This window comes from Streptomyces sp. NPDC048270 (assembly GCF_040652335.1).
Taxonomy (GTDB): Bacteria; Actinomycetota; Actinomycetes; order Streptomycetales; family Streptomycetaceae; genus Streptomyces.
Window position 1 is genome coordinate 1 of the sequence record NZ_JBEZLV010000076.1, and the last position, 14,426, is coordinate 14,426.

The following is a 14,426-nucleotide window of genomic DNA, read 5'->3' on the forward strand; positions in this document are numbered from 1 at the left end:
CGGACGCTCAGCCCCGGCACCTGTTCGGCGAAGGTCACCTTCGGGCAGGTCGTGTTCTCGCAGTACAGACGGCGTACGGACAAATCGACGAGCAAAGGCCGGGCCGCGATCGTGACGTCGGAAAGGCGCCGTGCATAGCGGCTATGGCACCACACGCTGAGCTGTCCGCACCCCGTACATCCCGCAGGAACACCGGATCTCGTACACGCACGGACCACCACGACAGCATCAGAGACCTCGACCGAGATCACCAACACATCAGACAACTGCGGTAACAGACTGACCACTTCAACAGAGCACAGTCACAGGCTGCCCGCACTGCGGGTCGACCGACTGCATCGCCGAAATGATCTCCGCCTACGCAAATCTCGCCAGAGCCACTCTCACGAGTACGCCGACAGCACGTTCACCACCACCGGCCCGACCTCGGTCATCACTTTCTTCACCCGGTACCCGTTGCGCGCATTGCCGCCCGAACGCGAGCCGCGGCCGCCGGCCCGGACCGATTCATCGGCCAGGTGCAGTCCATCTCCGCCTCGAGCGCGGCCTGCATCAGTTGCTGCGCGAGGTCGGGCAGGATCCGCCCTCGCCCATCAGCCGCAGACCGCCGGACGCGGTCTTCTCCGCTGCGAGGGCGGCCAGCTCTTCCAGCAGCTCGACCGACAGACCGTTCTCGGATGCGGGCATCGACTTCACACCTGCACCCTCAGCGGTCTCATCGCCCCTCGCAAGCGACGCGCCACCAGCCATCCCGATCGTGTGACCCGTCGTCGTACCCATCGGATGACTCCTTAGAGGAAGGAAACAACCTAATTCACTCCGTAAGTTGTTAGGCGGCCGGCCCGGGAGGGCCGGGTGTGGCTGACGACGCTCTGCCTTCAGTGGCTTGGATGGAGTTGCCGCCTGGCTCTTCGGGGTGCCGTGGCTGCTGATTGAGATGTGCGCGCTTCGTGCGGTCGCTGATTACGGAGACGACAGCGGGGTGTTCCTCGGGCCGACGGCAAGTTGTGCGGAACGAGGAGGGGCAAGTGAGTGAGCGGCAGGCCCGGGTGGGCATCGATGCAGGCAAAGGCCATCACTGGGTGGCAGTGGTCGACGGGACGGGCGCGACCCTGTGGTCGCAGAAGGTCGATAACGACGAGTCAGTGATCATGACCGCCATCGGCGAGATCCTGGGCCTGGCCGACGAGGTCCACTGGGCGGTGGACATCTCCGGCACGTCCTCCGCGCTGCTGCTGGCCCTGCTCGCCGCCCATGGCCAGCAGGCTGTCTACGTGCCTGGCCGCACGGTCAACCGCATGTCCGGGGACTATCGGGGCGAGGCGAAGACCGACGCTCGCGACGCCTACGTGATTGCCGAGACCGCCCGTCACCGCAAGGACTTCGCCGCCATCGACGTGCCCGCCCAGCTGGCAGCGGATCTTGCGCTTCTGACCGCCCACCGCTCCGACCTGGTGGCCGTTCGGGTGCGGATGATCAATCGCCTGCGCGACGTGCTGCCCGGTGTCTTCCCCGCCCTGGAGCGGGCCTTCGACTACAGCTCGCACAAGGGCGCGCTGGTCCTGCTGACCGGCTACCAGCTGCCGGCCGCGATCCGCCGCCGAGGGCGGGCCCGGCTGACGACCTGGCTGGCCAACCGCAGCGTGCGCGGCGCCAGCGCGGTCGCCGCACCCGCGCTGGAGGCGGCGCAGGCCCACCACACCGCGCTGCCCGGAGAGGACGTGGCCGCGCAGATCGTCGCCGACCTGGCCGAGCAGATCCTGGCCCTGGACGACCGCCTCAAGCGGATCGACAAGCAGATTCATGAGACGTTCCGCAGCCACCCGAAGGCGGAGATCATCGAGTCCCTGCCCGGCATGGGCCCAATACTCGGAGCCGAGTTCATCGTCGCGGCCGGTGACCTGTCTGCTTACGCCGATGCCGGCCACCTTGCCTCTGCTGCCGGACTGGTGCCCGTCCCGTGTGACTCCGGGCGTCGCACCGGCAACCCTGCACCGTCCCAAGCGCTACAGCCGCCGTCTGCGACGGGTGTTCTACATGTCCGCGCAGACCAGCATGATGCGCGAGGGTCGAACCGGGACTTCTACCTCAAGAAACGAGGAGAGGGCTGCAAACACGTCCAGGCCGTCATCGCCTTGGCCCGCCGACGAGCGAGCGTGTTGTGGGCCCTGCTGCGTGACGGAAGGCTGTTCACCTCCGCCCCGCCGGTCACGCAAGCGGCTTGACTCCGTCATTGAGACTCCATCCTCAGTAGGTGGTTGTTGATCTTTGGGTGGTGTGTGGTCTGTTGGGGAGGGATGGGTGGCAGGTGGTGCAGATGCCGGTCCAGCACCTCAGGAGTTTTGGAGGGCGTCGAGAGTCTGGTAGAGGGTGATGCCGGTCCTGGGACTTTTGGGGCCAGTCGCTGTCCGGTGAGGACGGCCTGGGCCGCGGTCACTAGGGTGACGTGGGGGTGCCAGCCCGGCCACGACCGTCCCTCGAAGTGGTCCAGGCCCAGGCCGTGCTTGAGTTCTCGGTAGTCGTGTTCGATGCGCCGCCAGCAGACTTTGGCCAACCGCACCAGCTCGGTGATCGGGGTGTCGGCGCGGAGGCTGGAGAGCCAGTTACGCTGGGAGCTTCAGCCTTCCAGAGGAAGCAGCGGCTTTGATCGGACGCCCAACGGCTTTGCTGGCGGGTCGGACGCGCACGGCGGCTAAGCCGAACTTCAGCCGGCCTCGGGTGCCCTGCCGCCAAGCCACGGTGGTGAATGCCTTCGGCCCGAGACCTGCGGCCAGGGAGGCGCACCCCTCAAGCCCGCGGCGCACGGCTCACGCCGAGGCGAGCCACAGGTCGGGGCCGAAGACCTCGTAGTGGATGTCCGCGGGAGCGACGCCCTTGCCGATGAGCTGCTCGCGGGCCGCCCGCATGAAGGGGAGCGGGCCGCAGAGGTAGGCCTTCGTGCCCGGGGCGACCGGGACGGCGGTGAGGTCGAAGCGGCCCTCGTGGTCGCCCGGCTCGGCGTCGGCCTCGTACCAAAAGTGCGCGGAGGCGTCGGCGAGCTTGCCGGTCAGGGCCCGGTGGTCGGTGCGCAGGGCGTGGTCGGCGGGGGAGCGGTCGGAGTGCAGGACGGTGACGGGGGCCGCGTGCGCGGTGTCGGTCAGGTGCTCCAGCATCGAGAGCATCGGGGTGCAGCCGATGCCGGCCGAGGCGAGGACCACCGGCGAGGCGGAGTCCTGGAGGACCAGGTCACCGTAGGGGGTCGAGACGCGCAGGGAGTCGCCGGTGCGGATCTCGGCGTGCAGGTGGTTGGAGACCTCGCCGTCGGGGCCGGCGGCGGCCGGTCCGTGGACCCGCTTGACGGTGATCGAGCGCACCGGGGAGCCGGGGGCGCTGGAGAGGCTGTACTGGCGTATCTGGCGGGCGCCGTCGGGGAGTTCGACCTGGACGGAGACGTACTGGCCGGGCTTGAAGCCGGGCGCGGGGGCGCCGTCGGCCGGGGTGAGGTGGAAGGTGGTGCAGTCCGCGGTCTCCTCGACGCGGGCGGCGACCGTCCACTCGCGCCAGACGTCGCCGGCGAGGACCTGCTGCTCGGCGTAGAGGCGCTCCTCGATGGTGGCGAGGGCGTTGGCCATCAGCCAGTAGACCTCGTCCCAGGCCTCGGCGACCTCGGGGGTGACGGCCTCGCCGAGGATCTCCGCGATCGCCTCGAAGAGGTACTCGTGGACGACCGGGTACTGCTCGCGGGTGACGCCGAGGGATGCGTGCTTGTGGGCGATGCGGTTCAGCATCACGTCGGGGCGGGTCTCGGGGTGCTCGACGAGGTGGGTCGCGAAGGCGGCTATAGAGCCGGCGAGGGCCTGCTTCTGGAGCCCGGCGTTCTGGTTGCCGCGGTTGAAGAGGTCGCGGATCAGTTCGGGGTGGGCCTCGAAGAGCTTGCTGTAGAAGAGCTCCGTGATGTCGCCGATGGCCGCACCCACGGCGGGCAGGGTGGCTCGTACGGTCGCGGTCGACTTCTCGGAAAGCATCGGTGACTCCTCGGGTCGGGGTGGAGGGCAGAAGTGGAACTTTTGCGCGCGTGCGCGGGTGTCCGTCACGGTGCGGACTTGCGTTCGAAGACGGGTGCGGGGGTCAGGCTATGCGGGCCCGGTGCCGGTGCGAACCGGTCAAAAGGCCTTCGCAGGGCCTTCCGGTCCCGGCGATCCGCCCGAAATGCCCAGCAGGAGCGGCCCCGTCGGGGCTGCGACCAGGTCGTTCACCGTCAGCGGGTCCAGGGCGGCGAAGAAGGCATCCTGGGCCCGGCGCAACGCCCCGCGCAGTACGCACGCGCTGCGCAGCGGGCACGGGGTGGTCCCGTCGCAGTCCACGACGTCGCCGGCGCCCTCCAGTTCGCGGACCACCCCGCCCACCGAGGCGGCGCGCCCGGCGGGGGTCAGGGCGAGGCCGCCGCCGCGGCCGCGGCGGGCTTCGACCAGCCCGAGGTGCTGCAGTCTGGCGACCACTTTCGCGGTGTGGGTGTACGGGACCTCCATGGTCGCCGCCACGTCGCGGGTGGTCGGGAGGTCCGCCTCCGCGACGGCCAGGCGCATCAGGACGCGCAGAGCGAGGTCGGTGAATCGGGTCAGCCGCATGGGCCCAGCGTAGAAAACTTGCATCCCAATTGCAATTTAACCGTGCCATCGCATGGATGGCTGAAACGGTCGGGGCCCTAGCTTGACTCTGTCCGAGATCTCGGAGGGCCCGGGTTAGGTGCCCAGGGTTCGCCAGGACTTCGGCCGGGGTAGCTCGCGTTGGTCGAGGTAATTCTGGAAGGCGGTTGGCCGACGGGGCGTGGAGGCTTCCTCGGTTGGCGGGAGTCCGCTGAGGCGCTCGATGTTCACGGCGATGGCCGTCAGGACGTGCTGGATGTGGGCTTCCCCCTGTCCTCGCTAGCCGGCGGCACGTACCCCTTCTGGCCGTGCCACCGCTACACCCGCTCCACCACCTTCCCGCGGCTGCACGTCGCCCTGGCCGGCAAGGCCGAGCATCTCCTCGACAACCGCCTTCAGGCGCTCACCCCGCCGTGCAGGGCATCACCATCGCGGTGTGGACCGACACCCTTCCCCGGCTCCAGCCCGGCGAGCCCTGGTACGAGATCGGCGTCGACGACCCGCACCGGCGCCGCTCACGCTACCCCGAAGCGGTCGGCCGCTGACCAGCGCTGGGCAAGCCCACGGGGACCCTGGGCAAGCCCTCTCGGACACGGCTTCCCCACCCGGCCGGGGCTCGTCGGCAAGGCGGCATCGGTCACGACCAGGGCCCGACACGGCAAGGCCCGCACCCTCTACGTACCCGCAGACGCTCGCGTCCGCTGACCTGTTCTGCGTCCTCGAGCGTCCGGACATCGTCCGGGCTGCCGCCAGGACCCTGGAGCGCAAGGCCCGGGACCTGTTCGTCGTCGCTGGAGTTGACGTCGCCGGCGGCGTGGTGCGCGGAACGCTGGAGACCGAGTTCCGTATGTCGGCGATGCCTGCCATCGTCACCGAAGGACGGATCAGCGCGGCAGCGGATGACCACACGGAGGAGACCTTCGCCGGGCACTACGCGCAGGGCGCCACGCTGCGGATCATGTCCGGACGCACCATCGCCACCGCTCAACAGCACTGGTTCGACCAAGCCCTCAACCGGGTCGACGGCCCGACCATCGTCGCCAACGCCGAGAGCGAGGTCGACAGCGACCTGCTCCAGGCACCGGACTGTCCTTCCAAGAGGCCGAGGACATCATGAACGGCCAGCTCGACATGGGCGTCAGCCACTGCAAGAGCCCTCGCCAGTCGCCCTTCGGACGTCCGGGTGAACTGTGTCCGGTCGCGCCCTTGAGCTGGCTGGAGTGTGGAAACGCCTGGATGCTGCCCTCCAACCTGCCGCAGCTGCTGCTGTTTGGGGAGCACCTGGAACGTGTGCGTTCCAGGTGCTCCCGCAGGCCCTCGACAAGGTCTGGGGGCGGCGCTGGACGAACCTGAGTTCGGTGCTCGCCGACCGTACGCCCACCGAGCTCGCCCAGGCCCGCGAGCACATCGAAACCGGGCGGGCGACCCTGGACCTGCCACTGAGCGCATACAGGGAGTTCGACGCATGACCAGGCCTCTGCCTCAACAGCGCCGCTCGTCCCTGTGCCGCGACGACGAACCCGTCCTCCAGGGCAGGGCACTCCTGCCCGACGCCAGCGGTCCCGTGTTTGGAGACCTGGAGGTATGGGACTTCAACACCTCGCTCAAGCGTCCCGCCCACGTGCACGTCAGCGGCTGGAAAGTCTGCTTCAGCATCGAGTTGGAAGACCCGTACTGGAATCTTCTGGCGCGCGAGTTCTTCATGACGCTGTCCGACCCGCACCACCCGGCCGTCTTGCGGCACGGTGTCGTCCTCGGCGCCCCCGCAAACCCGCAGACCCTGATCCAGCTCGCCTCGCGCCTGAGGACACTGGCCCGATGGGGACACAAGAACGCCTTCTCCCCTCAACCGGGCAGTTGGACTGCAGCCTGCGTCAATGCATCCGCGACCTGGCCGCGGGCGGCATCGCCACGGCGACAGTCGCTGGACATGTGACCGCGTTGAAGACCCTGGCGATGGTGGAGCCCGCCCTGAGCCTGTCCTGGCCCGCCGGGGATCCCTGGCCCGGGCAGAGCGCCAGGACAGTCGTGGACCTGACCACCACAGCTGAGATCTCCACGCCCGTGGTCCCTCTGGCATGGTTCCCCTTGATCCGCGCCGCCTGGGTATACATCCACACCTTCGCCCCCGACATCCTTCGCGCCGACCAGCGGTTACGCGAGCTTCGCACGGTTGCCGAGCCCTCAGTCAAGGGCGCCGACTCACGATTGCGGGCTTGGCTGGCCGATCCCCGGAACAACGTGCCCGTCTACTCCGCGTCCGTCGAGGGACAAGCTCTACGGGTGAACTGGCACCTGATGACCCTGCTCCTCGGATATGAAGGGCACCGCGACACGATGCTCACCAACAAGCAGAGCAGGACATCGGCGGGGCGCCGGGCTTTGATCAAGGGCGCGGTGGCCGCCGGCCGCTTCACACCCCACGCGTTGACCGGGGAGCTGGTGCAGGTCACCCGGCCGGACGGCAGCACAAGCCCGTGGCATCCCGGCATCGGCCCGCGGGCACTCATCGAACTCAAGACAGCGCTTCGCGAGGCGGCATTCTCCCTGGTTGTGGGCTTGTCTATGATGCGCGACTCAGAAATCCACGAGATCATGCGCGAGTCTGTCGTCGAGCACTACAGCACCCCAGCGATCACATCGACCAAGGTCAAGGGAACGGCTGGCCGCCCGGGCAAGCACTGGTGGATCGCCGACCCGGTCGCCGAGGCCCTCGCCGTCGCCGAAGCCGTCTCCAGCCACCCCGATCGGGTCTTCACTCTGTCCACATCACGGGCCCGGACGGCACCATCGACGGCGTCAAGATGCTGGAGTCGTTCGTGGCAGCCGTCAACGCCGGACGCCGCTGGTCAGGGCTCGACGAGATTCCCGACCCCATATGTTCCGCAGCACGATGACGATGACCGATCAGTTCCCTGGTTCGGAGATTGCCACCGGCATCCAGCTCAAGCACCTCGCCACCCGGGCTCTGGCCAACGCCAGCACCCGCGGCTACGCGGCCTCCGACAAGAACTGGGCAAAATACCTGCAAACCGCTCTCGATAGCGCCAAGTTCCGCAAGATCAAGGATCTCTACCAGCGCCACACCGCCGCCGAGGAGATCGGATTCGGAGGCGGAGCCGACCGCGTCAAAGACGCCTTCGACAAGATCACGCCACCGTCAAGGCCCGCAACGGCGACGCCCGCACCGCCGAAACCCTCCTGAACACCGCGCGCATCCACATCCGCTTCGGCGCGCTCAACCACTGCACCGCCGACAGCGCCAACCCCGTCGGCGCCGTCTGCCTGGACAACGCCGTCGTCCCCGAAGGCCACGTCGGACCCCTTCACGAACGTTGCCGCCCCGACCGGTGCGGCAACAGCATGATCGCCTCCGATCACCTGCCCTTCTACGACTCCCACGGGCGCAAACAACTAAAGATCATCAACAACCCACGCATTCCGACAGCCCGCCGCGAGCTCGCCGAGCGCGAACTCGACACCACCAACCGGGTTCTCACGATGGCGAAGAGACCGGCCCGTGACCGACCCCGCCAGCGTCGCCCCTCAGGACCAGGTCAGCCCGAAGACTGCAGCCGCTCTGGGCGGCACGATGACCCGTCTCCTCGAAGGCCTACCCCAACGCACCGACGGACGCCTCACCAAAGAGAACCTCTACAAAGAGGCACAGTCAGCCGCGCCACCATGAACCGCGCCTACGCCGTCCTCGCCGATTGGGACGCCTACATCGCCACTCACGGCAAGACCACCCCCGGCGAGTCCCAGCGCGATGCCACCATCGCCAACCTCAAGAAGCGGCTGGCCGCCAAGACCCAGGAATGCACCCTGCTGGAGAACAAGCTCAAGGCTGCCGCCACCGCGATCGCCGCCCTCCACCACGACAACGAAGCCCTTCGCCGGCAGCTCGCCAGGGACGTCTCAACCACCGTCCTCCCGATCCGACCCCGTCGGGGCCGTCAGCCCCGCTAACCTGCAGATCCAGGCTCCGGCCCGCTCGGCCGTATGTCTCACGAGACATACCGAGCGCGAAGAAGACGAGCAGGTCCGCGCGTACGGACTCCCGGCGACCGAGGGCAAGCGCGACGACCCGAGGTGGCCGGCCTTCGCCCGCCGCTACGGCTTCGACATCGGGCACCCGGTGCAGTGGGAGGTGGAGGTGGAGGCGCTGGAGCCGGACGAACTCCAGTGCCTGGTCCTCGCCGCCGTCGACCCGGACATCGACCGCGACGTCCTCGCCCGGCAGATCTCCCGCGAGGAACAGCAACGCCGTGCCCTGAAGGGCTTCCCTGGCAAGTGGGGCGCGGAGGCCGATAAGTAGATAAGTAGCCTGCGCGGGTGGGGCGAGGCGCAGCGGGACGGCCTTGCGGGTCAGCGGCTCCTGTAGATCCTTACGCGGGGCGGCGGTGTGGCTCCGGAACCTGGCCGACTCCCAGTGCGAGCTGGCCGACCGCCTGGTGCGCGCCGAGCTGTTGCGGGCCGAGGTCGGCCGGGACGGCGAGGCGCTGAGCATCCGTGACGCGGTCGCCCTGGCCGCCGTCCAGCTCGGCCCGCCCGCCCCGGCCCAAGGCTGACCCCGGCCAGGCGCCCGCCCTCTACGCATACACCCGGATCACGTGCGCATGGATAACTCCACCCGCCCTCTTTTTCGGATCCGGGCGCGCAATATTTGCCCGGCCATCTCCTTGGGCTCTTCTGAGTTTCCTTGAGTGAGGGCGATTCGTTACTTGGCGCCGGTGAGTTCTTTGATGAGTTTCCTGACCGATACGTCATCGAGTAGCATATTTACTATCGCGGTGACAGCCGGATTGAAATCCGTGTAATCCAAACGACCGGCACGGTCCTTATTTTTGAGTTCTTCTGTGATGCCGAAGTTGATATTGACTTGCAGTTCTGCATCGTCGGCAACGAAGGTTCGGAATAGCTCCGCAGGTGACACTACCTTTCGGTGGACTGCTTCAATGAATTCCGTGTTCTCGCCCATAAGGTGGCATTTAGCATATTCTTTGACTTGATTCCATTCGGGTGTTCCTATGCCGGTGGTGAGGAAGGTCCGTGCTGATTCGTAGCGTCGATTAACTGTCTTCTTCGTGATGCCGTGCAGCAGCCCTTCGAATTCAGCCTGGTCGAAGTTCGGGTCGTTTGACGTGACTGCTATGTCTCCACGCACATGCTCTTTTTTGGCGCGGCGGCGGAGAGCGGTGAAGGGGTTTCTGGTCCCCTTCGAAGAGATGGAGAGCGTGCCGGAGTAGGTATGGGTAAACCCGATCTTCGGCGTGTTCAGCTCATTGAGCTGAAGGACTGGTCGGCCCTCTGTCGGGTGGTAGACGGCGAATGCCGTGTTCCCGCCTCCCTTGCCCTCCTGAGCCAAGCGGTCGAGAGCAGTGGAGTTCAGCTTGGTGATGGCAGTTCGGTCGGTGCTGCTGATCGTCTTTTCAGCATGCTTGGTCTTGCTGGACTCCTGACGCCCCTCGCCCTTCGAGGGGCTGACGCGGCCCCTACCCTTGCGCGAAATGGATGCCTCGGGCTCGAAATCAGCATACTCCTGGGGCCGGCCGGTCAGATCAGCCCCAGAGGCAGAATTATCGGCACTCTTCTTCTTGCGCTCGGGCGAAGCGTCAGCAGCCTTCCCCTCACTATTGCTTGTTGCCCCCTCCCTAGTTCGCTCGATTTCTTCCCAGGCTTCCTTCGCCTTCCTGCGAACATTCTGTGCTTGCCGCTTGCGGGAAGGACTGCTCCGGGAAGGCCTGGAGGCGGGCTCCGTCTCGACGGTGAGATTCCTGTCAGCTTCAATCAGTTCGTAAGCAACGCGAATGAATCTATCCGGACTGCACATCTCTTTAAGAAGCCAGTTAAGCGCCTGGTCGGCGGCGTCTTCCGGGTACCGAATATCGTAACCCGTAAGCTTTACGACTAGTTCCTGCAGCCCTGCCTCGCTACAATTACCCCATTCGAGCTGGATGCGTGCTTCTTCGACAGCTAGATCCCACTTCTCGACAGCGGCGTGGCGCAGCCATCTCCAGTGATCGTGCGCGCCCATGCATCCGAGAAAGGTGGCCTCCAGCACTGCGAGGTGGAGGGCGGCCGCCTCGGGAGACGCCTCCGGGACGTGCAAGCCAGACACGAGAGACTTCAGATACTCTGTATCGCCGATATCCCCGTCAAATTGGGTTTGAACATGTAGCGCGGCTTCATCCCAATCACCCGCGGCGGCCAAGTGGAGCCAGTAAGAGTCTTTGCTCATGATCGCACTCTCAGGTTGAATAGATTTAGTTCCGACGAAAAGTGAATATCGCGAATTGATGCTATGCGAGAGGTGGGGGGCAGGACTAATGGCCAAAACATTTTGCCCGAACGGGCGATTTCTCTGGGCCCCTTCGCACGGGACCTGCTCTCTGCCCCTGCCGCGAGCATGGCATCTGCCCGCCTGTCAGGCCGCACAACGCCCACGTCCGTCGACGAGAGAGCCTGGTGTCACAGCTTCGGGCCGACGAGTGGGGGCTGCGCCAGCCCCTGCAGATATACCGTGCAGGGGGAAGCCAGGCACTGCGCCCGAGAGGCCGCGAAGTGGGCCTGCACGCCCTGCGCGTGCATGCGTTTGGCTTTGATGGTCTGATTCGGCTCAGGCACGGATTCCGTGAAGTAGATCGTCCTGCCGTGCGCCGGTGACGCTCCGTCATCCTGGATGTCATTCTTCGGTCGGGTGAGACCTTGCTGGAGTTGGTGTTCCCGCACCTAGTGACGGTGCTGGTGGAACGCGTGGTTGTGGAGAGCGGCGGGCTGCGGACCGCGGCGAGCACGCAGGACGGGACGGCAGCCCCGTGTCCGGGGCATCGTCGATGCGGGTGCACAGCCGCTACGGACGCAGGATCGCCGATGCTCCGGTCGGTACCCAGCAGGTACTCATCGAGTTGTCCGTGCGCCGGCTGTTCTGCGACAACAGCGGCCACAGTGACCTTCGCCGAGCAGGTCGAGGGGCTGACCAGCCGCTATGGTCGGCGAACGCCCGTCCTTCAGCCGACCATCGGGCCCAGCACTGCGCAGACAAGCGGCATGTGCGGCACAACCTCGGCGAAGCCGTCGAACGCCTGGTCTCCCACCACCGCGTCCTCCTCCGCGACCTCGTCGAGCCGGAACCTTCGCCCGAGCCCGAGCCCGAGCCTGCGCCGACCTCTGTCGGCCAGCAGCAAAGGGGACCGCTCAAGATCCGAAGGAGGGTGACTCAAAATAGTGTCGCGCGTAAACTTTAACGGACATCCATGATCAGGGGTTTGGGTTCCGGAAGGATGATGTTCATCATGGAAAGGCTCTGGTGCACACGGCCCACGCGTTCGGGTACGTCAACGCGGAGACGGACCTGCTGTAGGACCGGCCCTGTGCACCATCGTTCTCCCGGAAGAGAAAGGGGCTGATCTGGGGCCCGTCATCCGGTGGCGTCCCACGCCGGTCCTTCGTCGGATCGGGCGAGCCGGTCATGTTCCGATCGGGCGGCTTCGAGCAAGCGGCGCCAGGAGGTGACCAGTTGGCGCCGTCCTGGGGGAGCACGCCGTTCACGCTCGGTCGTGCCACCCCAGATTCCGTGCTCGATACCGTGGTCGAGGGCATGGGCAAGGCATTCGGTGCGCACCGGGCAGCCGGTGCAGATGGCCTTGGCCTTGTTCTGGGCCGCGCCGTCGACGAACAGCTCTTCCGGGCCAGCAGCACGACACAGTGCCCGCTCGCTCCATTCGTCGTCACCCGTGACCACCCCCATGCCGCCCTCTCCCCGATCAGCCTGCCGCCACCGTGGGACGTTGACAGTTCGGTGACGGTACGCCAATCGGGCGGGGCAGGGAACATCGGAATCCGGCAGCAACACCTACGGGTGGGTGAATGCAGCTGGTGTCTTCCGACCAGCTGCCAACGGATGCACGGGCCACCCGTTCGAAGCGCACCACATCGCGACATCGAAGGGACTGATACACCCCGTGGCACTGATGCGCTGCTCTCACGCTGGCGTGACACTCTGGCCTTATCCTTGTCGGGGGACCCAACAGCTGATTCAGACCCTGGGAGGGAAGGGCGGCCTATAGCCGTCCCGGAGGGACTGAAGGGATCGAACTTTCGAATGAGATCCAGAGCCTACCTCAGCGTGGTGCGCCGACACTGCCGTTGTATCAGTTCCCTAGTCCCTTCAGTTCCTTCGCCGCCTACTGGGCAAAGGAACCACAGACCGACGTCCCAGCCGGGGGACTCTGCGAACCCGGGCGTGTCGGAGACCAGCCGGGCCTGCGCCCCGGCGCCTGGACTGAGCCGAGCGACGGACTGAACTTCAGCCCCTACCAGTCCCTGACGGAAAAGACCAGGTCAGTGGCACCGCTTACTCAAAAGAGGGACCGAAGGGCCTCAGAATCCATAGTTATGCGCTGGACTTTTCGAGCACGCCATCCGTCACGAGATCCTCCGCGCAGCCCGGGGATTCTTCTACTCCCCGGGCCTCAACGCGCCGGGCAGCCTGTTCTACGGACACTTGGACAAGTGACCGTCGACGGGAGTGCGGTGGACACACTCCCGCCCGACCTCGTGCCCGGGGCCTTCGGCCCCGGGCACGAGCGGCGACGATCGCGGACCGCGCCGTAGGGCTTCGGCCTACCTCGGCAATGCGCCGCACGGGTGGTCCGACGTGACGCACGCGCTGTTCAGCACCTGAGAGCGGTCTGCTCGTGCTGCGCTGACAACGATGAAAAACGCCACCCGCCCTGCCCTGTCCTGGGTCGATTTCCTGATTGCCGCTCTCGTGCTGGTCGGGTTCTGCCTGGCTCTGGAGGTCGGACGGGGAACCGTTGTCAACATCGACCCTGCTGACGTGCCGGATGTCGACACCGACCCGGCGAAGCTGCCGTACTACGCAGCCCGCAGCGTCCTGCGCATGTTCCTCGCCCTCGCAGCGTCTCTCGTCTTCACCTTCGTCTACGCATATGCCGCCGCTCGCAGTCGCAGACTTGAGCGTGTTCTGATCCCCGCGCTCGACGTCCTGCAGTCTGTCCCGGTACTCGGTTTCCTGTCGGTGTGCGTCACCTTCTTCACGGGCCTCTTCCCCGGGTCGCTCCTCGGCCTTGAATGTGCCGTCGTGTTCGCCATCTTCACTTCCCAGGCGTGGAACATGACGTTCGGCTTCTACACCACCCTCACCACGCTCCCGCGGGAGCTCGACGAGGTCTCCCGGTCCTTCGGCTTCACCCGCTGGATGCGTTTCTGGCGGGTGGAAGTCCCCGCCGGCATGATCGACCTCGTCTGGAACGGGATGATGAGCTTCGCCGGAGGCTGGTTCATGCTGGTCGCCTCCGAGGCGGTCAGTATCAGCGGTCACGACTACGCTGTGCCCGGAATCGGAAGCTACGCCGGTACTGCGATCGGCGACGGCGACCTGGGGCGCATCTGCTGGTGCATTCTGGCGATGACGCTCACCATCGTCGGAGTCAACTTCCTCTTCTGGCGGCCTCTGACTGCCTGGGCAGAACGATTCAGGAACGAACAAGCCGAGGCAGCCGACAGCCAACGCTCCTACGTGCTGGACTTCCTACACCGCTCCCACTGGCCCGCCCTGCTCGCCCGCTGGACTCAACCAGCCCGCACCGCCGTGTCACGTGCCGGCCGCGTCCTGGGGCGCGACGACCGGCCACTCCAGATCGACACCGCCCGCCGCCGTACCGGAGACGTCGTCTTCGCTGTCGCCACCACCGCCCTGATCCTGTGGGGTCTGTACTACCTGTGGAGCTACCTCCGGCGAGAAGCCGGCGGCCCGGGCATCCTCCTCGAACCCCT

The 14,426-nt window shown here is 66.4% G+C and carries 16 protein-coding genes and 2 pseudogenes; 11 read left to right on the plus strand and 7 right to left on the minus strand.

Features of this window, described 5'->3' with window-relative positions; all coding sequences use genetic code 11:
- Window positions 1-552: 552 nt before the first annotated feature.
- The gene (locus AB0D66_RS33090) at window positions 553-687 is read right to left on the minus strand and encodes a hypothetical protein (RefSeq protein WP_362310883.1); all 135 of its coding nucleotides are present in this window, start codon (window positions 685-687) and stop codon (window positions 553-555) included.
- Window positions 688-1,028: 341 nt separating this feature from the next.
- On the opposite strand from AB0D66_RS33090, the gene AB0D66_RS33095 reads away from it, so the two are divergent.
- On the plus strand, window positions 1,029-2,225 hold the full coding sequence (locus AB0D66_RS33095; protein WP_362310884.1) for an IS110 family transposase: 1,197 nt from the start codon (window positions 1,029-1,031) through the stop codon (window positions 2,223-2,225).
- A 113-nt stretch (window positions 2,226-2,338) separates the two neighbouring features.
- Here AB0D66_RS33095 and AB0D66_RS33100 read toward each other — a convergent pair.
- From AB0D66_RS33100 to AB0D66_RS33110, 3 genes and pseudogenes are all read right to left on the minus strand, one after another.
- A pseudogene (locus tag AB0D66_RS33100) lies at window positions 2,339-2,780 on the minus strand (IS701 family transposase); the annotation flags it as partial.
- Window positions 2,781-2,807: 27 nt separating this feature from the next.
- A complete protein-coding gene (locus AB0D66_RS33105; protein ID WP_362310885.1) occupies window positions 2,808-4,004 on the minus strand; it encodes a globin domain-containing protein in 1,197 nt (398 codons plus the stop codon).
- A 138-nt stretch (window positions 4,005-4,142) separates the two neighbouring features.
- On the minus strand, window positions 4,143-4,607 hold the full coding sequence (locus tag AB0D66_RS33110) for an Rrf2 family transcriptional regulator (protein WP_362310886.1): 465 nt from the start codon (window positions 4,605-4,607) through the stop codon (window positions 4,143-4,145).
- Window positions 4,608-5,038: 431 nt separating this feature from the next.
- On the opposite strand from AB0D66_RS33110, the gene AB0D66_RS33115 reads away from it, so the two are divergent.
- From AB0D66_RS33115 to AB0D66_RS33150, 8 genes are all read left to right on the plus strand, one after another.
- On the plus strand, window positions 5,039-5,170 hold the full coding sequence (locus AB0D66_RS33115) for a hypothetical protein (RefSeq protein ID WP_362310887.1): 132 nt from the start codon (window positions 5,039-5,041) through the stop codon (window positions 5,168-5,170).
- A gap of 302 nt (window positions 5,171-5,472) precedes the next feature.
- Window positions 5,473-5,742, plus strand: coding sequence for a hypothetical protein (locus tag AB0D66_RS33120; RefSeq protein ID WP_362310888.1), 270 nt, complete (start codon window positions 5,473-5,475; stop codon window positions 5,740-5,742).
- Window positions 5,743-5,926: 184 nt separating this feature from the next.
- Window positions 5,927-6,094, plus strand: a complete 168-nt coding sequence (locus AB0D66_RS33125) for a hypothetical protein (protein WP_362310889.1) — start codon at window positions 5,927-5,929, stop codon at window positions 6,092-6,094.
- On the plus strand, window positions 6,091-6,561 hold the full coding sequence (locus tag AB0D66_RS33130) for a hypothetical protein (RefSeq protein ID WP_362310890.1): 471 nt from the start codon (window positions 6,091-6,093) through the stop codon (window positions 6,559-6,561). The genes AB0D66_RS33125 and AB0D66_RS33130 overlap by 4 nt, the downstream gene beginning before the upstream one ends.
- Before the next feature lie 957 nt (window positions 6,562-7,518).
- Complete coding sequence (locus AB0D66_RS33135; protein ID WP_362310891.1) at window positions 7,519-7,830, plus strand: hypothetical protein; 312 nt, start codon at window positions 7,519-7,521, stop codon at window positions 7,828-7,830.
- A 479-nt stretch (window positions 7,831-8,309) separates the two neighbouring features.
- Window positions 8,310-8,594: a hypothetical protein gene (locus AB0D66_RS33140; protein ID WP_362310892.1), complete on the plus strand. Its 285-nt coding sequence runs from the start codon at window positions 8,310-8,312 to the stop codon at window positions 8,592-8,594.
- 169 nt (window positions 8,595-8,763) lie between these two features.
- Window positions 8,764-8,943, plus strand: coding sequence for a hypothetical protein (locus tag AB0D66_RS33145; RefSeq protein WP_362310893.1), 180 nt, complete (start codon window positions 8,764-8,766; stop codon window positions 8,941-8,943).
- A gap of 85 nt (window positions 8,944-9,028) precedes the next feature.
- Window positions 9,029-9,196: a hypothetical protein gene (locus AB0D66_RS33150; RefSeq protein ID WP_362310894.1), complete on the plus strand. Its 168-nt coding sequence runs from the start codon at window positions 9,029-9,031 to the stop codon at window positions 9,194-9,196.
- Window positions 9,197-9,345: 149 nt separating this feature from the next.
- Here AB0D66_RS33150 and AB0D66_RS33155 read toward each other — a convergent pair whose 3' ends face one another.
- Window positions 9,346-10,866 carry a hypothetical protein gene (locus tag AB0D66_RS33155; RefSeq protein WP_362310895.1) on the minus strand — a complete coding sequence of 507 codons (1,521 nt, stop codon included), beginning with the start codon at window positions 10,864-10,866 and terminating at the stop codon, window positions 9,346-9,348.
- Between the two features lie 595 nt (window positions 10,867-11,461).
- On the opposite strand from AB0D66_RS33155, the pseudogene AB0D66_RS33160 reads away from it, so the two are divergent.
- Window positions 11,462-11,512, plus strand: a pseudogene (locus AB0D66_RS33160) (hypothetical protein); the annotation flags it as partial.
- A 123-nt stretch (window positions 11,513-11,635) separates the two neighbouring features.
- Here the strand turns inward: AB0D66_RS33160 and AB0D66_RS33165 are convergent.
- Entirely contained in the window at window positions 11,636-11,812 is a 177-nt protein-coding gene (locus AB0D66_RS33165; RefSeq protein WP_362310898.1) for a hypothetical protein, read from the minus strand.
- Window positions 11,813-12,045: 233 nt separating this feature from the next.
- The gene (locus AB0D66_RS33170; protein WP_362310896.1) at window positions 12,046-12,375 is read right to left on the minus strand and encodes a WhiB family transcriptional regulator; all 330 of its coding nucleotides are present in this window, start codon (window positions 12,373-12,375) and stop codon (window positions 12,046-12,048) included.
- Between the two features lie 966 nt (window positions 12,376-13,341).
- Here AB0D66_RS33170 and AB0D66_RS33175 point away from each other — a divergent pair.
- Window positions 13,342-14,426, plus strand: a 1,085-nt coding sequence (locus AB0D66_RS33175; protein ID WP_362310897.1) for an ABC transporter permease subunit, incomplete at its 3' end; no start/stop codon positions are given.